The following is a 19,963-nucleotide window of genomic DNA, read 5'->3' as shown; positions in this document are numbered from 1 at the left end:
GTGTACCAGTTGTTCCGCCAGGAGCATCGCTGGGTAGCCAAGTACGGAAGGGATAAGCGCTGAAAGCATCTAAGCGTGAAGCCCCCCTCAAGATGAGATTTCCCTGCTTGAAGACCCCATGTAGACGACGTGGTTGATAGGCTCGAGGTGGAAGCGCAGCAATGCGTGCAGCTGACGAGTACTAATCGGTCGAGGACTTATCCTCAAAGCTTTCGGAGGAAGCTGCTTCGGAAGCATAAACTACTTCGGAGTAACATGTGCATCGTTTCGCATCCAGTTTTCAAGGAGCAAGTCTCCTTGAACAATTTAGCTGCATACCTTTTATAAGGTTGTTATTTTCTGAAGCGATTCAGGAAGTAAAGCAGCGAAAAAACAGGTTTGGTGATAATGGCGGAAGGGAACCACGCGTACCCATCCCGAACACGACCGTTAAGCCTTCCAGCGCCGATGGTACTTGGACCGCAGGGTCCCGGGAGAGTAGGACATTGCCAAGCCGACGAGAACGCCTTCGATCGCACGTCGATCGAGGGCGTTTTTTGCAATCTTCACTTATAAGTAAGCATAAATATAAATGATTGGGTCGTCGGGTTCCTGCAAAAAATACAGGTAACGAGCTCGCCGAAGCCAATGCAGCGATTCTGTAAAAGTAAAGACTGTTATTCGCAATGGAATCCCGGAGCAAACAAGTACACCATGTATGTGGGTACCGAGTCTCCGCCTGAGTGCTTGGAGGAATGAGTGCGAAGAGCTCGACGGGCTTCGCTATTGCCGGTTTCGCTTTATGCTCGTACAGGAGGGCGGCAGGTCCTTTTTATAAATAATGTATTTTTTGGGAGCAAAGTTTTGCTAACGCCCTGGGACTCAAATATAATTACTCATACAACCATGAGGAAGCTGTGATCGAACGCGATTCTCGATTCCGAGGGGGCGCTGCGTAGATGCGAAGGATGATGCGCTGGATCCGATCCAAGCTGCTGTACAAGATGGTGCTGATTTATTCGTTGCTTATTTTGGTACCGCTTACATTAATCAGTACGACGTTCTATTTGCGCTCGAAGAGCATTCTGGAAGAGAAGGTAGTCGAGTCGGAAACGCAGTCTCTCGCGGAAACAGCAGATAAAATCGATGGCGTCCTGCGCGCGCTGGCCCAGAAGTTGGCGGAGATCGCCGAAGAGAAATCGCTGTATACGCTGCTGCGAAACGATGTGTATCCGACGCAGTTCCCTCTCGGGGCTGACGATCGAACGTACGTGGAGAGCGCCGTGCTTGAAGCTTTGCATGTTGCAATGACCGATACGGAGCAGGAGCTCGGCGACTATATCGACTCGATTTACATTCATAACCGGATGGGGCGGTTTTACGCAGTCGGGACGGAGGATCCGCCAGAATATTATTTGGCGCTCAGCATTATGCCGTACGAACGCGAAGGTTCACCGGAGTGGGCGTTCTTCGTGGACCGCAAGCGAATGATCTGCAATATGCTTCTGCTCGACCGCGAGCTCGGGGTGGAACTCGGGTTCATCTCGCTGATGCTCGATCCGGATAAAATCCGGACGCTGTACGAGAGTTATTCGCCGAACTCGGTATTCATCACGAACAGCAGCAACGTCATCCTCTCCGCCGACCGCATCGATCGCATCGGCAGCCTGTATCAGCGGCCGAGGGGGGCGGACATGACCGTCCTAACGCGTCCGTCCCGATACGCCCGCATCAGCTACGTAAGCGAGCTGCGCACGAACGAGCTGACCGGGGAGATCCGGAGCCAAGGGCTGTTCGCCGCGGCCGTCACGATGGTTTCTTGGGTCGTCGTCGTGCTCATCACGTACGTAATCCTCAATCGAATAACGAACCCGCTCCGCACGCTGACCCGCTTGATGCGCAGCGCGGAGCGGGGGGATTATCGGCTCGTTACCCAAATCGGCACCGACGACGAGATCGCGATCCTGTGCCAAAGCTTCAACCACCTCGTCATCCGAACCCACGACCTGATCGAGAAGGTGTACAAGACGGAGCTGCTTCAAAAGGAAGCCGAACTGAAGTCGATCCGGATGCAGTTCAATCCCCATTTTCTGTATAACACGCTTGAATACATAAGCATCATGTCCAAGTCCGGCGCCATGGAGCATATCTCCGACGTCGTGAAGAAGGTCGCCGAGATCTTCCGCTTCTCCATCGCCCCGGGCAACCCTCTCGTGCCCCTAGAGGTCGAGATCGAATTCGTTCGAATGTACATTCAAATTCACGAATTCCGGTTCGGCGAGCGGTTCCGGTACGACATCTCCGTCGCCGACGAGCTTCGGATGGTGACGGTACCGAAGCTCATCTTCCAACCCTTGATCGAAAACGCCTTCATCCACGGCATCGACCGAATCGAGCATCTCGGCAACATCGCGATCCGCGCGTACGAGCTGGACTTCGATCTGATCCTGGAGGTCGAAGATAACGGCGGCGGCTGGATGAAGGAACACGCACCGAATTCGAAAGGCTTCGGCACCGGTTTGGAAAACGTGAGATCCCGTCTGCGACATCATTACGGCGAGGCGTACACCGTGGAGCTGGTTTCGCTGCAGCAAGGGACCCTGGTGCGAATGCGGCTGCCGATCCTGCTGATCGCGGCGAAAGAGGAAGCATCGTAAGCGATTCGGAGGGAGAGAAGTCGATGAAAATGTTGATCGTGGACGACGAGAAGGCCATCCGCGAGCATATCGCGGGTTTCGTCGAGTGGAAGGAGCTCGGCTGCGAGGTGATCGGCCAGGCGGCCAACGGCCTCGAGGCGTTCGAACTGATGCAGCGGGTCATGCCCGACGTGCTGATCACCGATATCCGCATGCCGGTCATGGACGGCATCGAGCTCGCGGAGTGGGCGAGCAGGCGCAACCCGGAGACGAGCATCATCTTCCTTACCGCGTACAGCGAATTCGATTATGCCAAGCAAGCGGTCAAACTCGGGGCGGCCGACTTTATCACGAAGCCGTTCCATCCGGCGGAGCTCGTCGAGAGCGTGCGTTGTCTCATGAAGCAAAGCCCCTCGGCGGCGGGCAAGGAGCTGAACGAACGGGAATCGATCCTGCAAACGATGCTTGACCCGACCTTGCCGACGGAGGAGAAGGAGGCGGCGCTGCAGGCCAAGGATCTCTCGAACCGCCGCATCGTCGTGCTGGCGGTCGAAGTCGACAACGCCGACATGCTGTACCAGATGGGTCGTCCGTTGTCGAAGCTGTCGCTGCGCGAGAAAATCGAACAAGTGACGTCCGCGTTCCCGTACTCGTGCTGGAGCTCCCTATCGCAGTCCGGCGTCTACGTCGTCCTTTTTCAGCGTTCGCCCCGCGAGCCGATGGATATAGGCGAGGTGTTTCGCATGGCGCGGTTCATCCTGGCGTCCTGCGGCAATGCATTCTCCTTCAGCGTCTCCGTCGCGATCAGCGCCGAGCTGGACTCGCTCCTTGAGCTGGAGCGCGGCATGCGGGAGGTGAAGCAGTGCTTCGACTACCGCATGCTGCTCGGCGGGAAATCCATCGTCTCCATTCAAGCGGTGCGGGCGATGCAGGACGACCAGCAGACGCGCAAACTATCGAGCCTGTCGGAGCTCGAAGACATGCTGCGCCGCGGCGAAAGCGACCGGGTTCGGGACTTCATGCGGCAAGCGTATAGGCAAATCATGTCGCTCGGTCTCAGCAAGAAGGACGTGCACACGTTCGCGCTCGAAATCGCGGAGAAGGCCGAGCAGGTCATGAAGGAAAGCGGCGCCGGTCTGACGGCGGAGGATCCCGTCGTCCTGCGGAAGACGATCCTGTCGTTCGACATTCTCGCCGACTTGATCAAGTACGTGGAACGCATGCTGCTCCGGATGCTGGAGGCGGTCGGCGACGCGAAGCGACACGCGGAGGGCAGCGCGATCGCCAAGGCGCTTCAATACATCGACGAGCGGTATGCCGAGGACATCTCGCTTTATTCGCTCGCCGAGCATCTGTATTTGAACTATTCGTACCTCAGCCGGCTCATCAAGAAGGAGACGGGGAAGAACTTCCGCGAGCTGCTTTGGGAGAAGCGAATCGAGGTCGCCAAGCGCAAGCTGAAAACCACCTCGATGAAATCGTACGAGGTCGCGTACGCGGTCGGCTTCAAGGATCCGGCGCACTTCAGCCAGCTATTCAAGCGCATGGTCGGCGTCAGCCCCCACGATTATAAATAAACCCATAAAGTCAAATGCGGCATAGAAAAAGCACAATTCTCCTATCGCCCAGGCGCGCTCGATTCCGTTAGATTGAATACGAAACCGGAACATACCCGCCCGAGGAGGTTCGAGCATGAATCAACCGTACGAAGTCGCCGTGTATTATTTTCCGCAGTGGCACCCCGATCCGCAGAACGAGGAAATTCGGGGCGCAGGTTGGTCCGAGTGGGTCAGCCTTCGGGAAGCGAAGCCGCGCTTTCCAGGCCATCAGCAGCCTAAGGTTCCGCTGTGGGGGGAGCTCGACGAATCCGATCCGGAGGTGTCGCGCAAGCAGATCGACGCCGCCGCCGATCACGGCGTCACCACGTTTCTTTACGACTGGTATTGGGATCTCGGCAAGGTGCGGCAAGGGCCCTTCCTCCACCGGGCGCTCGAAGAAGGGTATTTGCAGGCGCCGAACAGGGAGCGCCTCAAATTCGCGCTCATGTGGGCGAATCATAACGAGCTGAGCCGCGAACGGTTCGAGGCGATGATCGACTATATCGTAGAGAAATACTTCCATGCTCCAAATTACTTGACGGTGGACGGGAAGCTGTACTTCTCCATCTACGAGATGTATACATTCGTTCGGGGGTTGGGCGGCATCGAGGAGGCCGCGGACGCGCTCGAGAGCTTTCGACGAAAGGCAGAGCGAGCGGGATACGCCGGGCTGCACTTGAACGCCGTGGAGTGGGGACTGCAGGAGCAGCACCGGGCGATTCTCGGGGACGACGTTCAGGCGCTGATCTCCCGGTTAGGCGTCGACAGCGTGACGTCGTACGTCTGGATCCATCATGCCGAGCCGGAGGCGTTCCCAGGCGCCGATTACGCCGCGTGCGCGGAGGATGCGATCGGGCTGTGGCCCGTCTTCCGCGACAAATTCGGCGTGCCGTATCATCCGAACGTCACCATGGGATGGGATCCGAGTCCTCGCACGGATCAAGGGAAGCCCCTCGAGCGGGGAGAGTATCCGTACACGCCGATCCTGACGGAGAACACGCCGGAGGCGTTCGAAAAAGCGCTGCGGCGGGCGAAGGCGTATTTGGACGAAGGGAATACGACGCCTCCGATGGTGACGATTTACGCCTGGAACGAATGGACGGAAGGAGGCTATCTCGAGCCGGATACGGTCTACGGCATGGGGTACTTGGAAGCGATCCGGAACGTGTTCGGAGCGAGGAAGTAAAATGCGGCATAGAAAAAGCAATACCGGCGCATCCCCTTGGGACGGCCGCCCTGATATGTTGATAACAGAGCAAGCGCCACCGCTCGATGAAATCCTATGGGGAGGTCAATACCCGATGAAAAAGACATGGTCGATTTTGATTGCAGTACTGCTGGGAACAAGCTTATTGTTATCGGCATGCGGCGGAGGAGGCTCCGAGCCGGCGACGAGCGAACCCGCCGGGGACAAGAACGAGACGAAAGCGCCCGCGGTGCCCGAGCCGGGCGACGGAGGCAGCCAAGCCGCCGCGAACGACGAAGCGTTCACGATTCGAGTCGGCGCGTGGTTCATCGATCAACGCGAGTTCATGAAGACGTTCGTCGCCGACGTCGAGAAAGCGTACAAGGAGAAATATCCGAACGCCACGATTCAGTGGGACGTCCTGCTGGACGCGGGATACTTCGACAAGCTGAAGGCGGAGCTCGCGTCCGATACCGCGCCTGACGTCTTCTTCCAGCAAGGGCTTACCGCACAGTTCGCCGAGGCGGGATACGTGCTTGACCTGTCCGGCGAAGCATGGGCGGACAAAATCAATCCCGGCGCGAACAAATTCGTCAAATACGACGGCAAGGTGTATGCGGCTCCGATGGGCTTAGGTACGAGCGGCGTATGGTACAACAAGGACATGTTCAAGGAGCTCGGACTGACGGCACCGACGACCTGGACGGAATTCGTCGAAGTCAGCGAAGCGATCAAGGCTGCGGGCAAGGTGCCGATCGGCGTCGGCTTCAAAGACCTCTGGACTGCGCAATTGTTCGCTGGCCTTATGATCCAATCCCACGGCTTCGAAAGCAGCAAGACGTTCGGCAAGGAGTTGTACGACGGCGCGAAGAAGCTAGACGGCCCGGAGATCGAAGCGGTCATGCAGAAGTTCCAGCAGCTCGTCGACGGCGGCTACTTCAACAAGTCGGCGCTCAGCATCGACTGGCCGCAATCGGCGGAGATGTTCACGAAGGGCGAGTCGGCCATGATCGTGCAAGGGCCATGGATGCCGGGCGTCGCGTCGGATAACTTCAATACCAAAGGGCACGCCTCGTTCGAGCTCGGCTATATGCCGTTGATGACGGATTCCGGTTATTACAACCTGGCCCCGTCCGTGGATCAGAACCTGTCCATCAACGCGAAGACAAAGCTCGTGCAGCAGGCGAAGGATTTGGTGGCCATTATCCTGAGCTCCGAAATCTACGGACCGTATAACGTCGGCAACGGCAACATTCCGGCAATCGACGGCATTCAAGTGGAATATTCGAATCCGGTCTTCAACGAAGTCAAGGAAGTGCTCGGCGCGGGCGAATCGACCGGCGGGTTCGAGTCCTACATCCCGAGCTCGGTCTACCTCGGCATCGCCGAAACCGTAACCAAGATCGTATCCGGCGCCAAGTTCAGCAAGGACGATCTGGCCGAGCTGGAGAAGCTGAAGGAGAAGGATCACAGTACCGTCATTCTCCCCTCCGAGTAATCAAATCCGAGAACCCAGCCGCACGGCTGGGTTCTCCTTCAAGCAGGTGATGACATGCGAATGAACCGCGGCGCGCTGCTTGCAGGCACTTTGTTCGTGCTGCCCGCAACGCTCATTTTCACCGTCTTCGTATACGTTCCGTTCTTATCCAGCGTGTACTACTCGTTCACGGAATGGGATTCCATCCGCCCTCCGAAGTTTATCGGGTGGGCCAATTACGCGTATCTCATCGAAGATTCCAAGATGGTGCAAGCGTTCCGCAACACGCTCGCCATGGCCGCGTTCGGCATCTTGGTGCAAAATCCGCTGGCGCTGCTGCTGGCCGTGTTGCTCAACCGTTCGTTCCGGACGAGGGCGTTCCTTCGGACGGCGTTCTACACGCCGGTCATCGTCAGCTTGGTCGTTACGTCGGTCGTATGGGGGAACATTCTGCAATATGACGGAGCGTTCAATTATGTACTGACGCAGCTCGGGCTCGAACGGATCGTGCAGGATTGGCTCGGCACGATTCATACGGTGTTCCCGACGATCATCCTGCTTACCCAATGGCAGGCGTTAGGCTATTGCGCCATCATCTATCTCGCCGGGCTGCAAAGCATTCCCGCGGAGCTGTACGAGGCGTCGACGATCGACGGCGCGACGGGGTTCCGCCAATTCCGCTATATTACGTTCCCGCTGCTCATGCCCGTCGTCACCGTCGTCATCTTCCTTACGATCGTCGGGGGCCTCAAGCTGTTCGAACTGCCGTACGTCATGACGAACGGCGGTCCGGGCACCGCTTCATATACGATCACCTTGGCGATTTACAACAGCGTGTTTAAATACGGCACCTACGGGTATTCGATGGCCGCGGGCATCGTGCTGATGCTCTTCATTATGATCGTTACGTTCGTTCAGATTCAGATCACGCGCCGGCGGGAGGTGGAGCTGTAATGCGAGCCGCCGCTCACGGACCGAACAGCCGCGCGGGCATCGTTACGGAAATCGTAATGATCGTCATTGCGCTGATGTTCTTGTATCCGATCTTCTACATGTTCATGGCCAGCTTCAAGCGGCCGGAAGATTTCTATAATCCGCTGAAGCTGCCGACGAGTCTGTATCTCGGCCATTTTGCCAAGACGTTCGAGCGCGTCGACGTGCTGCAAGGGTTCCTGAACACCTTGGTCGTCAGCGTCGGGTCGATCGTTCTCATCGTCGTCGTCGCTTCGATGGCGGGGTATACGATCTCCCGTCTGCCGCATAAGGGCTTTCAGGTCGTATTTTATTTCCTGCTGAGCGGCATGATCATCCCGATGCAAACGAGCATGTATCCGATCTTTCGGCTCGGCGTCGCGCTTCATCTCATCGATACGCGGACGTTCTTGGTGCTGCTCTATACGGCCGGGACGATCCCGATCGCGACGTTCCTCTATGCCGGATTTACGAAGTCGATTCCGCGGGAGCTGGAGGAGTCCGCTAGCCTCGACGGCTGCGGCCGGTTCCGGACGTTCTGGTTAATTATTTTCCCGCTGTTGCTGCCGGCGACCGGCACGGTCGTCGTGACGAACGTCTTCGGCTTCTGGAACGACCTGTTCGGTCCGCTGTTGTATCTGAAAAGCGCGGACAAGATGACGCTCATGCCGCAAATCGTGCAGTTCAAAGCGAACAACCAATCGATCGACTACGGCCCGATCTTCGCGATGTGCTCGCTCGCCACGCTGCCGCTGCTCGCGCTGTTCTTCGTCACGCAAAAATACATGTTGCGGGGGCTAGTCGTTGGTTCCGTCAAAGGTTAACGTCGCCGCGAAGATGCCGTTGATCGGCGCGCCGATCTTTCGGTAAGGGCTCTGTACATTTTCTCGGAGAAGGAACGTGATGCATATGAGTCGATTATCGCCGATTAAGCCCGCCGGAAAACCGCGCGTCGGGCTGTATTCGATCGGCTTGCGGGCTTACTGGAGCCAATTCCCCGGCATGCGGGAGCGGTTGATCGAATACGGCGCTTTCCTCGAGAAGCGGATGTCGGCGTTCGGCGACGTCTTCAACTTCGGCCTCGTCGATACCGAAGGCGAGGGCCGGAGAGCGGGCGAATGGCTGAACGCGCAAAACGTGGACCTGGTATTCTGCCATTCGGCCACGTACGCGACGAGCTCCGCCGTGCTGCCGATCCATCAAATATGCAAGGCGCCGGTCGTCATCCTCAACCTGCAGCCGACCGCGAGAATCAGCTACGAGCAGTCGACGACGGGGGAGTGGCTCGCGCATTGCGGCGCGTGTCCGGTGCCGGAGCTCTCCAACGCGTTCGACCGCGGCGGCATCCCCTTCAGGGTCGTTAACGGGCTGCTCGGGCTCGATTACACGCCGCCGATTTCCTTGGCGGACGAAGCGACGCACGACCGTCCGGAAGCGAAGCGCGCTTGGCGGCAGATCGAAGAATGGGTGCGGGCGGCCGCCGTGCCGCGCACGCTGCGCCACAGCCGTTTCGGATTTCTCGGCAATACGTACAGCGGGATGCTCGACATGTACAGCGACTTCACGATGCTGCAGGCCCAGCTGGGTCTTCATGTCGAGATGCTCGAGATGTGCGATTTGGACCGCCTGCTGAAGGACGTCGCGCCGCAGGAAGCGAAGGCGAAACTGGAAGAAGTGCAAGAGATGTTCGTCATCAGCGGCGACTCCCCGTCGGATCCGATCGCGAAGAAGCCGACCGAAGAGCAGCTGGAGTGGTCTTGCCGCGTGGCGGCCGCCCAGGAGAAGCTCGTGCGCGAGTTCGACCTCGACGCGCTCGCATACTACTACCGCGGCGCGCCCGGCAACGAATACGAGAAGCTGCAGGGCGGCTTCATCGTGGGTCACTCGCTCCTGACCGCGCGGGGAATCCCTTGCTCGGGGGAAGGCGATCTGAAGACGGCGGTCGCCATGAAAATATGCGACATCCTCGGCACCGGCGGAAGCTTCTGCGAGATCGTCGTCGTCGATTACGAGGACGGCACGATTCTGCTCGGACACGACGGCCCGTTCCATATCGCGATCTCCGACGGCCGGCCGATCCTGCGCGGCATGGGGCTTTACCACGGCAAGCAGGGCACCGGCATCTCCGTGGAAGCGAAAGTGCGTACCGGCCCGATCACGACGCTGAACGTGACGCAAACCGGGGACGGTCGACTGAAGCTGATTATCAGCGAGGCGGAGTCGACCGACGGCCCGATCATGCGCATCGGCAATACCCAAACTCCGGTCAAATTCCGAAAGCATCCGGACGACTACATGGAGCAATGGTTTCTAGAAGCCCCGACCCATCATTGCGCCATGTCGATCGGACACAACGCCTCGTTGTTCCGGAAAGTCGGCGATCTCTTGAACGTGAGACACGTAACGCTGTAACTCCGACCCTTTGGCGCCATGACGGGCTGCAAAGCGCGGCTGCATGAGGGAAACATAAGGACCGGAACCGCCCCGGATCGAGGGCGGTTCGCACCGGCCGACGAGGAGGATGGGAAGGATGCCCGGATATGGCCCTGCGATCACGGCCGTTCGCGTATTTACCGACGATGCCGAGAAGTTGAAAGCATACGAAGACAGCGTCGCTTCCGAGAAAACGTACGACATGGCTTGGATCCGGAATACGGTCATCGCGAATCCGATGTCCCGCTACCCGGCATATTTCGAGCAACGGTCGTCATGGCTCGGAGGGGGCGGAAGAGTCATGGTGTTGATCGAGACGGACGCCGGAGTGACCGGCATCGGGGAGAGCACGGGCGGCGTCGCCGCCGCATCGATCATTGCAGAGCATCTTTCCCGCTTCCTCGTCGGCCGAAGCCCGTTCCAGATCGAGATGCTGTGGGACATGATGTTTCGCTCGACGCTGCCGTACGGGAGGAAGGGCCTCCCGATCATGGCGATCTCCGCGGTCGACTTGGCCTTGTGGGATTGCGTCGCCAAGCTTCGCGGGGAGCCGCTGTACGTCAGCCTCGGCGGCCCGGCGCGAGACTTCGTTCCGGCGTATATTACGGGCAACGACACGTCCCGCACCCGGGAGCTCGGCTTCGTCGGCCAAAAGCTCGCGATGCCTTACGGTCCGGCGTCCGGACGAGACGGGATGCACCGGAACGCGGCGCTCGTCCGCGAGGCGCGGGAGGCGCTCGGGGAAGAAATCGATATTATGCTGGATTGTTATATGGCGTGGGACGTCGATTATTCCGTCCGCATGGCGGAGCTGCTGCGGAAGTACAAGGTCAAGTGGATCGAGGAGTCGCTGCCGCCGGACGATTACGCCGGATACGCGGCGCTCCACCGCAAGGTGACGTCGACCGCGATCGCCACTGGCGAGCACGAATACACGCGTTACGGCTTCCAGCAGCTGCTCGACGTCGACGCGGCGGACATCTACCAGCCGGACGTCTATTGGTGCGGCGGGCTGACCGAGGCGAAAAAGATTTGCGCGCTCGCGTCGGCGAAGCACAAGACGGTCATTCCGCATGCCGGGGGCACGCAGCCTTGGACGCTGCATCTGCTGTTCGCGCAGCCTGACATTCCGATGGCGGAATATTTCCTGGGCGCGGGCGAAGCGCACCCGTTCTACGACGGCATTCCGTTTCCGAAGCAAGGGCGGTTCGAACGGCCGGAGGCGGTCGGCGCCGGCATCGCGCTCAAGGAAGACGCATTCGACCGGATGAAGGAATACGGCGCGTAACGCCGACCGGGGGGCATGAGCATGGTAATGTTAAGCGGGAAGACGGCCGTCGTGACCGGCGGGAGCCGGGGCATCGGCAGCGGCATCGCGCTGGAGCTCGCCCGAGCGGGCGCCGCCGTCGCCGTCAACTATCAAGGCAACGCGGAGGCCGCGTCGCGCGTCGTCGCGTCGATCCGCGCGGCGGGCGGCCGGGCGATCGCGGTACAGGCGGACGTGGGCCGGCCGGAACAGGTGGCGCGCATGATGGAGCGGGTCGGCGCGGAGCTCGGCGGCATCGACATCGTCGTCAATAACGCCGGCATCTGCCCGTTCCGGGACGTGTTCGACATCGACATGGACGTATGGGAAGAGACGATCCGGACGAACTTGACCGGCGTGTTCGTGTGCTCGCAAGCCGGGGCTCGGCTCATGAAGGAGCGAGGCGCCGGCGGGGCGATCGTCAACATCTCCACGATAACCTCCTACCGGGGAGGCGCCGAGCAGGTGCATTACGCCGCGAGCAAGGGCGGCGTCAACGCGCTGACCGCATCGATGGCGAACGCGCTGGGCGTGTACGGCATTCGCGTCAACGCGATTTTGTGCGGCGGCGTGGTGACGGACATCAACAGGGATCGTGTCCCGGAGGCGCTTCGGACGCCGAAGGCGACGACCGATTCGCTGCCGATCGGACGGTTGGGCGATCCCGAAGACTTGGGCAAAGCCGTCGTCTTCCTCGCCTCGCCGCAAAGCGAATGGATCACCGGCGTACAGCTGGCCGTGGACGGCGGCTTCATGGTGTCCGAAGGCAAATACGCGCATAGGAAGCGATGATCATTCATGGGTGATGACCGACCGGAGCGGATCGACGCTCATCAGCATTACTGGCGGCCGTCGCGCGGCGATTACGGGTGGCTGACGCCGGAGACGGGGATCTTGTATCAGGATTATTCGCCTTCCGATTTGGCGGAAGAGCTGAGGCGGCACGGGATCGACCGGACGATCCTCGTGCAGGCGGCTCCGACCGTCGCGGAGACGGAGGATATGCTCGACCTGTACGACGCTCACGATTCGATCGCCGGCGTCGTCGGCTGGCTCGATTTCGAAGCGGAGCCGTTGTCGTTCTTATCGCAGCTCGACGCGTTCCGCGGCCGCTCCGGATTCGTCGGCGTGCGCCCGATGATTCAAGACCTGCCGGCCGATTGGCTGCTCCGGGAACCGGTGCGGACGAACGTACGGCAGCTCGCGCGGCGCGGCGTCCCGCTGGACCTGCAGGCCCGGCTGTGGCATCTGCCGCATATCCTCGAGCTGCTGCGAGCGCTCCCGGACTTGCATGCCGTCGTCGACCATCTCGCGAAGCCGGACATCGAGGCGGGCTCCATGTCGCCATGGGCGGAGCAGTTGAAGGAGATCGCCGCGTTCCCGAACGTCATGTGCAAGGTGTCGGGCTTCGTCTCGGGCACGCCCGGCTCTCCGTGGACGCGGGAACAAATCCGGCCTTACTTGGAGGCCGCATTCGACGTCTTCGGGCCGCAGCGGACGATGTTCGGGAGCGACTGGCCGGTGTGCCTCTTGAGTTCGAGTTACCAAGAAGTGTACGAAGCCGTTCGGTCGGCATTCCCGGAGAGGTGGGGGCCGAACGAGTTCGATGCCGTGTTCGGCGGGAACGCGGCGCGGTTTTATCGCATCCGGGAGCGAAGCCGGACGCGGCCGTAAACGAGGCGGAGCCGCCTCGCGCTTGTCCAGGGCGCGGGGCGGCTTCGTGTGCAGTTTCCCAAACTACTCGTCTCCAAACACTTCCCGAATCGCTTCCAAGTAGGCCATGCCGTGCACGGCGTCCGGCTCGAGGTAGCTGCCCTCGGTCCATTCGTTCCACGAGTTGACGGTCAGCACCGGCGGGTTCGTCTTGCCCTGCGCGAGGAAGTCCTTGGCGTACTGCAGCGCCGCCTTAAATTCATCGGGGGTATTCCCCGTCAGCACCGGCGTATGCGGATAGCCGAGCAGGTCGAACTTGTCGGTCTGGATCGTGCGAGGCGACGAATCCCAACCCATCGACACGTTCGGGAAATACGGCAGCTCGTATTCTTCCGTAAACTTCGCGAAGTTCCGAACCGCGATTTCCCGGTATTCCTTATAGTCGGTCGCGGGGAAATGCGGGATTTCGTCATGGTGAATCCAGACGTACGAGGTGATGCTGTCGAAGCCGAGTCGACGCATCAGCCCGTTGACGTCGTCGATGCTCCGCTCGCCCGGCAGATTGGCGATGCCCCAGACGACGGCGTTCAGGTGCAGCTCGCCGAGGCCCGCGGCGCGAACCCGTTCCCGGAACTCGCGCAGCATGCGCCCCGTCTCCTCCTCGCTCCCGAAGCCCTCGATCAGCTTCATCAGCTCGTAGAACGATACGTACAGCCCGCCGTTCACCCTCCAGTACGACGGATGTCGGAAGTACGTCTCGATCATATAGTTCGTCGCATCGACGAATTCCTTCTCCGACGCGGCCCCCTTCGCCAGCACCGGGTAATCCTTATGCCGAGTGGCGGGCATAATTTCAATCCAGTCGTGGTTCGCCCACATAAGCGAAAACTTGAGTCGTTCGTTATTGGCCGCTTGCAGAAATCCGCGCTCGAGCCCGCCGTGGAGGAACGGGGCGTTGTCGTACCAGTACCAGTCGAAAATAAAGCAATCGACGCCGTGATCCGCCGCCGCGTCGATCTTCCTCGCCATGACGAACGGATCGGCTTCGTCCTCGTAGCCCCACAGCGGCACCTTCGGCTGCTCGTGTCCGGGAAAGCGCGGCGTGGCCGCCTTCACGAGCTCCCACTCCGTCCATTCCTTCCCGTGCCGTCGTTCGTTCACCGGGTCGACATGATAATTCGGAAAATAATATACGGCGACTTGAGGCTTCTCGGCCATGTTCATCGTCTCCCTTCTCTTCCGATTGTAAGACGAGGGAGAACGATCGTCTTTGGCGGCCGCAACGAATTATTTGTTCGAATCACCGAAGTTGCACACGGAATCGATATAGTATTTCGGGGATATGCCCTCCAGCTTCTTGAACAGCTTGCTGAAATAATGAATGTCGGAGTACCCGACCCTGCGGCAGACGGCGCCGACCGTATGGTTGCCTTCCTGCATCAGACGCTTCGCCGCCTCGATGCGGATCGAGGTCAGCATCTCGAGCGGCGTCTTGCCGGTCGCTTCCTTGAATAACGTGCGAAAATAGTTCGGGGAGAAATACCGCGCCTGCGGAATGTCGCCCGCGTCGATCGCTTCGCCGTAATGCTCGTACATATAGCGGATCGCCTCCGCGACTTCGTGCCGGTAGGCGGCGCCGCGCCGAACGCCGTCGCCGGTCGCCGCGTCCCGGGCCATGCGGCACAGCAGATCGAGCAGCCGGGATCGCAGCACGAGATGGTAGCCGAAGGGCTTCCGCTCGAACGTGTCGAGCATCTCCCGAAGCGCTTGGCGGCAAGGCAGCGGCTCCCGGATGCGGATCACGGCGGGGAAGGCGACTTCGGTCAGCTCCGCCGCGGGACGGGCGGCGAGTTCTTCTTCGACGGGAATATGATCCAAGTGCAAATAATCGACGTTGGCATAGACGTCGTCCGCGGAGAAATCCAGCTGCTCGCCCATATAGACTAGATCGAAGTGAACGGCGTAATAGTGAAGCTCGGATCCCTCCGGCGCGTAGGCGAAATGTTCGACATGCGGACGCAGGAACAGCGCGTCGCCCGTTCGAAGCTCGCATGCCGTTCCTTCGACCGTATACGTCAGCCGTCCGCCGACCATGAAGACGATTTCATGATCGTAAATGATTCTCGGCGGAATGCGATACTCCGCGTCGCTGCGGTACTCGTGAATGTACCGGACATACGGCGCCAAATTCAGAAAATCGATGCGTTTGACCGCGGAATCGTCGGCCATGTCCACCACCTGCTTTTCTACGCTACGCGCGATGTAGTCCCAAGCATTATTTTACACCAAGGAGTCAACTGCGGCCTAGAAAGAGCAATCCATAGCCATGGAATCACAACGCGATTCACCCTACGATGAAATTGCGTTCGCACCGAATTTATGGAAGGAGGCTCGTTCGCGCAACGCGGTACCGACGAAAGCGCACAATCAATCCAGGAGAGGATGTGCTTATTCGTGACGTTGACTTACGGCAAGAGGATGGTACTTTGGCTGCTATCGCTAATCCTTACGGTCGCGTGTCTCGCTTTCCCGCCGAAGGCGCTCGCGGCCGACTATACGGTCGAGCGATGGCGGGTCGTCGAAATTACGCTGAATGGCACGGCATCGTATGCGAACCCTTTTCAAGACGTAGACGTAACGGCGACCTTCACCGGTCCCGGAGGGACGACGATCACCCGCCCGGCCTTCTGGGACGGCGGATCGACGTGGAAAATCCGTTTCGCCCCGACGGCGGTCGGCACCTGGAGCATGACGACCGTCTCCACGAATCCGGCCGACGCAGGTCTTCACCAGGTGTCGAGGACGATCCAATGCGACCCTTACGCGGGCAGCTTAGATATCTACGAGCGCGGGTTCTTGAAGACGAGCGCCGACGGCAGGTATTTCACGTACGCGGACGGAACGCCGTTCTTCTACTTAGGGGATACGCATTGGATTTTGCCTCATGAGCGATTTTCCACGTCCAATGCGCCCGGGGTGGCGTCCCAGTTCAAGTACGTCGTGGACAAACGGGTGAGTCAAGGCTTCACGGTGTATCAGTCCGAGCCGATCTGGCAGCCACATGGCGGAGGGACGCATGCGGGAGCCGACGAGGAAGCGTTGGCCAATCTGAGCGACGGCTTCAGCGGCGCCGACCTGGCGGGCTTTCACAATTTGGACCGCAAGTTCCAATACATCGCCGATCAAGGGCTCGTTCATGCGAACGCGCAAATTACTTGGGCGCACGATCCGGCCGACTATTCGTCCGTCTACACGAACGCCTACATGTCCCGGCTCGCCAAGTATTGGGTGGCGCGGTACGGGGCGTACCCCGTCATCTGGACGATCGCGCAGGAAATCGACAAGAACATGTACGGCAAGTACGACGGGACGACGATCGAAAAGTGGTACGCCGTCGGGCAGACGATCGAGGATCACGACGCTTACGACCATCCGCTGCTGCCGCACATGGAACATACGGGCACGGCCGTCGCCTCCAATTCCTGGTGGAAGAGCAAGCCTTACCATGACGGCTGGGCCGTGCAGTGGCAAGGCGACATGACCGGCATGAGCACGGCGAAAGACTTCTGGTACCACGCTGCGACGAAGCCTGCCGTTCTCTACGAGCCCGCATACGACGGGTTCTGGACCGACAACCGGGGGGCGCTGGCAGGAGCGTACAAGGCGTTCCAGTACGGCATGTACGGCTACGGGTACGGCGCGGCCGGCGTCTGGAACGATATTTATTCCAAGTCCGGCGAACCCGACGATTTCGGAACCGGATACGAAATGCCCGCCAGATACGTCTGGTGGTACGACGGGGCAAACTACCCGACGGGCGATCAGCTGACGTATTTCCGAGATTTCTACACAAGCCTGGAGTGGTGGAAGCTGATCCCGCGCTTCGACGACGGCGCCTGGGCGTCCTTCGGCGACGCCGCCCGGTCGCTGCTGTCCTCCGACGGCAATCACACGTACGTCGTCTTCTTCTTTAACGGCACGCAGTCGACGGGAACCTTAAAGCAGATGGACGGTGCTTATCTGTATGAGGCACGCTGGTTCAATCCGAGGACCGGGGCCTACTCGCTGATTTCCGATACGGTGCAGGCAGTCTCCGGGCAATGGAGCATTCCGTCCAAGCCGGATGCGAACGATTGGGTGCTGCTCGTAGAGAAGACGGGCGTTCCGGGCAGCGGCGGCGTCAACCTGGCGCTCGGCAAGACGTACGCTTCTTCTTCGCAGTGGGACGGCAATCAGACGGCCGGCAAAGCGTTCGACGGCGACCTCGGCACGAATTGGCAGGCATGTAACGGCTGCTGGAGCGGCGAGTGGCTGGAGGTCGATTTCGGCGCGAGCGTAACGTTCGACAAAGCCGTGCTCAGCGAATACGGCAACCGCACAACCGGCTATGCGATCGAATATTGGAACGGCGGTTCATGGCAATCCGCATTCGCCGGTACGTCGATCGGCGCGTCGAAGACGGTCGCGTTCCCGGAGGTCACGGGAACGAAGGCGCGCATTCGCTTCACGTCCGGCATCGAATATGCGCCGATCATCTATGAATTCGAGATTTACAACGAGGGCTCCGCCGGGGGCACGAATCTCGCGCTCGGCAAGACGTACGCGAGCACCGCGACGTGGGACGCCGTCCAGACGGCGCCGAAAGCGTTCGACGGCCAGATGGCGACGAACTGGCAAGCGTGCGACGGCTGCTGGAACGGGGCGTGGTTGGAGGTCGACTTCGGCGGCCATGTCGCGTTCGACAAGGTTGTCTTAAGCGAATACGGAGACCGGACGACAGGATATAAAATTCAATATTGGAACGGCGCGTCTTGGCAAGACGCCTATACGGGTACGGCGATCGGAGATACGCGGACGATCACGTTCAGCGAGGTTACCGGAAGCAAGGCTCGTATTTATTTTCTGTCCGGTACGGAATACGCCCCGATCATTTACGAATTCGAAATTTACAATGTAGGGGCGGGCAGCAACCTAGCGCTCGGCCGCGCGTATGCGAGCACGTCGACGTGGGACGCCAATCAGACGGCGCCGAAAGCGTTCGACGGACAGACGGCGACGAACTGGCAGGCTTGCAACGGCTGTTGGAACGGGGCGTGGCTGGAGGTCGACTTCGGGGAGAACGTCTCGTTCGACAAAGCCGTTCTGAGCGAATACGGAGACCGGACGACCGGATATAAAATCCAATATTGGAACGGAGCTTCCTGGCAAGACGCCTATACGGGAACGACGATCGGGAATACGCGGACGGTCTCGTTCAGCGAAGTCGCCGGCAGCAAGGCTCGGATTTATTTCCTGTCGGGTACGGAGTACGCCCCGATTATTTACGAGTTCGAGATTTACAACGAATAACGACGCATAAACCCGGTTCGCGACGCTTTATTCGGAGCGAACCGGGTTGATTCGACTCAAATGTGTGGCGGGACGGGCGGCGTCGGGGTCGTCCGTTCCTTCGGCAGATAGGGGGAAACGACTTGAAAGCGTTGTTATGGACCGAAATCGAGAAGATGACATGGACCGATGCGGATCAACCAGCCGCGGGGTTTGGGGAAGTCGTCATCCGTACGGAGGTTGTAGGCATCTGCGGATCGGAACTGGAAGGCTATCTTGGACATAACAGCCTCAGGAAGCCGCCGATGATCATGGGGCACGAGTTTTGCGGGCGCATCTCGTCGCTAGGCGAACGCGTGTCCGGATTATCCGTCGGAACCAAGGTGACCGTCAATCCGCTGCTGAGCTGCGGCGTATGCGATCGATGCGCGCGAGGGCGGAATCAGCTTTGCGATCGAAGACAAATCATCGGCATTCACCGGCCCGGCGCTTTCGGTCAGTACGTAGCCGTCCCCGCCTCCGCCGTTGTTCCCGTGAAGGAGGATACGCCGTCCGCCCGCGCAGCGCTCGCCGAACCGCTCGCCTGCAGTTTACGCGCTGTTAGGCGCGCTTTCGAGCAAGGCCATACGTTCCCGAACGTCCTGGTGTTCGGAGCGGGCGGCATCGGCCTGCTCTGCGCGAAGGTCGCCCGCCTGTTGGGCGCCGATCTCATCGGCATCGTTGACACGAATCCGGCTCGGCTGGACATCGCCTTGCGCGTCGGGGCGGCCGATTTCGCCTTGGACCCGGGAACCGGCGACATCGTCGACGCCGCGAAGCGAGCGTGCGGCCCCAAGGGGGTCGACGTCGTCATCGATGCGGCCGGCTTTCCGCCGACGCGCAGCGCTGCAGTACGGGCATTGAACGCAGGAGGCACGCTCATGAACATCGGTTTAGGCGTTAATGAGACGCATCTACCCGTAAACGACTTAATTCGGAGCGAAATCGACGTGCTCGGATCGTTCTGCTACATCCCGAAAGACTTCAGGGACGCGGTGCAGCTGCTGACTAACGGCCAAGTGAACGAAAACGGGTGGACGATGGTGCGGCCGATCGAAGACGGGGATGCGGCGTTCCGGGAATTGACGAGCGGCCGCGTCGCCGAAGGGAAAATTTTGTTGACCGTTCCGGGAGAGTAGGACGTCGCTTAGCGGTAAAGCCCCATTGGTCAAGACCCATTTTTGTGGACAGTTAAATAACACCCTATGCAGCGAGCTGGCACCTGTACTTCACAGGTGTCAGTTTTTTCAACTTTCTTTGAGGTCGTTCGTGGTTATAAAAGTGAATGTATGCCTCAATTCGCCTTTGTGCCTCGTCCAAACATCGGATATGATAAGGGTAGAGCGCTTCCGTCTT

15 protein-coding genes and 2 rRNA genes are annotated in these 19,963 nt (G+C 59.6%); 14 read left to right on the top strand and 3 right to left on the bottom strand.

Annotated elements, in window-relative coordinates; all coding sequences use genetic code 11:
* The 12 genes from VEZ38_RS06825 to VEZ38_RS06770 form a co-directional block, all read left to right on the top strand.
* Positions 1-205, top strand: a 23S ribosomal RNA gene (locus tag VEZ38_RS06825); the annotation flags it as partial.
* 172 nt (positions 206-377) lie between these two features.
* A 5S ribosomal RNA gene (gene rrf / locus VEZ38_RS06820) occupies positions 378-494 on the top strand.
* Between the two features lie 444 nt (positions 495-938).
* A complete protein-coding gene (locus VEZ38_RS06815) occupies positions 939-2,636 on the top strand; it encodes a sensor histidine kinase (RefSeq protein WP_324892595.1) in 1,698 nt (565 codons plus the stop codon).
* Between the two features lie 23 nt (positions 2,637-2,659).
* The gene (locus tag VEZ38_RS06810) at positions 2,660-4,192 is read left to right on the top strand and encodes a response regulator transcription factor (protein WP_324892594.1); all 1,533 of its coding nucleotides are present in this window, start codon (positions 2,660-2,662) and stop codon (positions 4,190-4,192) included.
* Positions 4,193-4,307: 115 nt separating this feature from the next.
* On the top strand, positions 4,308-5,399 hold the full coding sequence (locus VEZ38_RS06805) for a glycoside hydrolase family 99-like domain-containing protein (RefSeq protein ID WP_324892593.1): 1,092 nt from the start codon (positions 4,308-4,310) through the stop codon (positions 5,397-5,399).
* Positions 5,400-5,514: 115 nt separating this feature from the next.
* A complete protein-coding gene (locus VEZ38_RS06800; protein ID WP_324892592.1) occupies positions 5,515-6,897 on the top strand; it encodes an ABC transporter substrate-binding protein in 1,383 nt (460 codons plus the stop codon).
* A gap of 54 nt (positions 6,898-6,951) precedes the next feature.
* The gene (locus VEZ38_RS06795) at positions 6,952-7,830 is read left to right on the top strand and encodes a sugar ABC transporter permease (RefSeq protein WP_324892591.1); all 879 of its coding nucleotides are present in this window, start codon (positions 6,952-6,954) and stop codon (positions 7,828-7,830) included.
* A complete protein-coding gene (locus VEZ38_RS06790) occupies positions 7,830-8,672 on the top strand; it encodes a carbohydrate ABC transporter permease (protein WP_324892590.1) in 843 nt (280 codons plus the stop codon). The genes VEZ38_RS06795 and VEZ38_RS06790 overlap by 1 nt, the downstream gene beginning before the upstream one ends.
* An 85-nt stretch (positions 8,673-8,757) precedes the next feature.
* A complete protein-coding gene (locus VEZ38_RS06785; protein ID WP_324892589.1) occupies positions 8,758-10,260 on the top strand; it encodes an L-fucose/L-arabinose isomerase family protein in 1,503 nt (500 codons plus the stop codon).
* A gap of 118 nt (positions 10,261-10,378) precedes the next feature.
* Entirely contained in the window at positions 10,379-11,569 is a 1,191-nt protein-coding gene (locus tag VEZ38_RS06780; protein WP_324892588.1) for an enolase C-terminal domain-like protein, read from the top strand.
* Between the two features lie 21 nt (positions 11,570-11,590).
* Positions 11,591-12,379 carry a glucose 1-dehydrogenase gene (locus VEZ38_RS06775; RefSeq protein ID WP_324892587.1) on the top strand — a complete coding sequence of 263 codons (789 nt, stop codon included), beginning with the start codon at positions 11,591-11,593 and terminating at the stop codon, positions 12,377-12,379.
* Between the two features lie 6 nt (positions 12,380-12,385).
* Entirely contained in the window at positions 12,386-13,261 is an 876-nt protein-coding gene (locus VEZ38_RS06770) for an amidohydrolase family protein (protein WP_324892586.1), read from the top strand.
* Between the two features lie 63 nt (positions 13,262-13,324).
* On the opposite strand, the gene VEZ38_RS06765 is transcribed toward VEZ38_RS06770, so the two are convergent.
* Together VEZ38_RS06765 and VEZ38_RS06760 are read right to left on the bottom strand one after the other, a co-directional pair.
* Complete coding sequence (locus tag VEZ38_RS06765; protein WP_324892585.1) at positions 13,325-14,458, bottom strand: glycoside hydrolase family 99-like domain-containing protein; 1,134 nt, start codon at positions 14,456-14,458, stop codon at positions 13,325-13,327.
* A gap of 69 nt (positions 14,459-14,527) precedes the next feature.
* Positions 14,528-15,469 (bottom strand): AraC family transcriptional regulator, encoded by a 942-nt coding sequence (locus VEZ38_RS06760; protein WP_324892584.1) that lies wholly within the window; start codon positions 15,467-15,469, stop codon positions 14,528-14,530.
* Between the two features lie 225 nt (positions 15,470-15,694).
* On the opposite strand from VEZ38_RS06760, the gene VEZ38_RS06755 reads away from it, so the two are divergent.
* Together VEZ38_RS06755 and VEZ38_RS06750 are read left to right on the top strand one after the other, a co-directional pair.
* Positions 15,695-18,589, top strand: a complete 2,895-nt coding sequence (locus tag VEZ38_RS06755) for a DUF4038 domain-containing protein (protein WP_324892583.1) — start codon at positions 15,695-15,697, stop codon at positions 18,587-18,589.
* A gap of 122 nt (positions 18,590-18,711) precedes the next feature.
* Complete coding sequence (locus VEZ38_RS06750) at positions 18,712-19,746, top strand: zinc-dependent alcohol dehydrogenase (protein WP_324892582.1); 1,035 nt, start codon at positions 18,712-18,714, stop codon at positions 19,744-19,746.
* 64 nt (positions 19,747-19,810) lie between these two features.
* On the opposite strand, the gene VEZ38_RS06745 is transcribed toward VEZ38_RS06750, so the two are convergent.
* Positions 19,811-19,963: IS3 family transposase (locus VEZ38_RS06745; RefSeq protein WP_324892596.1), on the bottom strand; the 153-nt coding region annotated here is incomplete at its 5' end.

This window comes from Paenibacillus sp. (genome assembly GCF_035645235.1).
Taxonomy (GTDB): domain Bacteria; phylum Bacillota; class Bacilli; order Paenibacillales; family YIM-B00363; genus Paenibacillus_AE.
Note: the sequence above shows the minus strand (reverse complement) of the source record. Positions and strands in the feature narration are given on the sequence as shown.

Coding starts and splice junctions, on each gene's coding strand:
- VEZ38_RS06815 (WP_324892595.1), top strand. CDS start 939: ATGCGAAGGATGATGCGCTGGATCCGATCCAAGCTGCTGTACAAGATG.
- VEZ38_RS06810 (WP_324892594.1), top strand. CDS start 2,660: ATGAAAATGTTGATCGTGGACGACGAGAAGGCCATCCGCGAGCATATC.
- VEZ38_RS06805 (WP_324892593.1), top strand. CDS start 4,308: ATGAATCAACCGTACGAAGTCGCCGTGTATTATTTTCCGCAGTGGCAC.
- VEZ38_RS06800 (WP_324892592.1), top strand. CDS start 5,515: ATGAAAAAGACATGGTCGATTTTGATTGCAGTACTGCTGGGAACAAGC.
- VEZ38_RS06795 (WP_324892591.1), top strand. CDS start 6,952: ATGCGAATGAACCGCGGCGCGCTGCTTGCAGGCACTTTGTTCGTGCTG.
- VEZ38_RS06790 (WP_324892590.1), top strand. CDS start 7,830: ATGCGAGCCGCCGCTCACGGACCGAACAGCCGCGCGGGCATCGTTACG.
- VEZ38_RS06785 (WP_324892589.1), top strand. CDS start 8,758: ATGAGTCGATTATCGCCGATTAAGCCCGCCGGAAAACCGCGCGTCGGG.
- VEZ38_RS06780 (WP_324892588.1), top strand. CDS start 10,379: ATGCCCGGATATGGCCCTGCGATCACGGCCGTTCGCGTATTTACCGAC.
- VEZ38_RS06775 (WP_324892587.1), top strand. CDS start 11,591: ATGGTAATGTTAAGCGGGAAGACGGCCGTCGTGACCGGCGGGAGCCGG.
- VEZ38_RS06770 (WP_324892586.1), top strand. CDS start 12,386: ATGGGTGATGACCGACCGGAGCGGATCGACGCTCATCAGCATTACTGG.
- VEZ38_RS06765 (WP_324892585.1), bottom strand. CDS start 14,458: ATGGCCGAGAAGCCTCAAGTCGCCGTATATTATTTTCCGAATTATCAT.
- VEZ38_RS06760 (WP_324892584.1), bottom strand. CDS start 15,469: ATGGCCGACGATTCCGCGGTCAAACGCATCGATTTTCTGAATTTGGCG.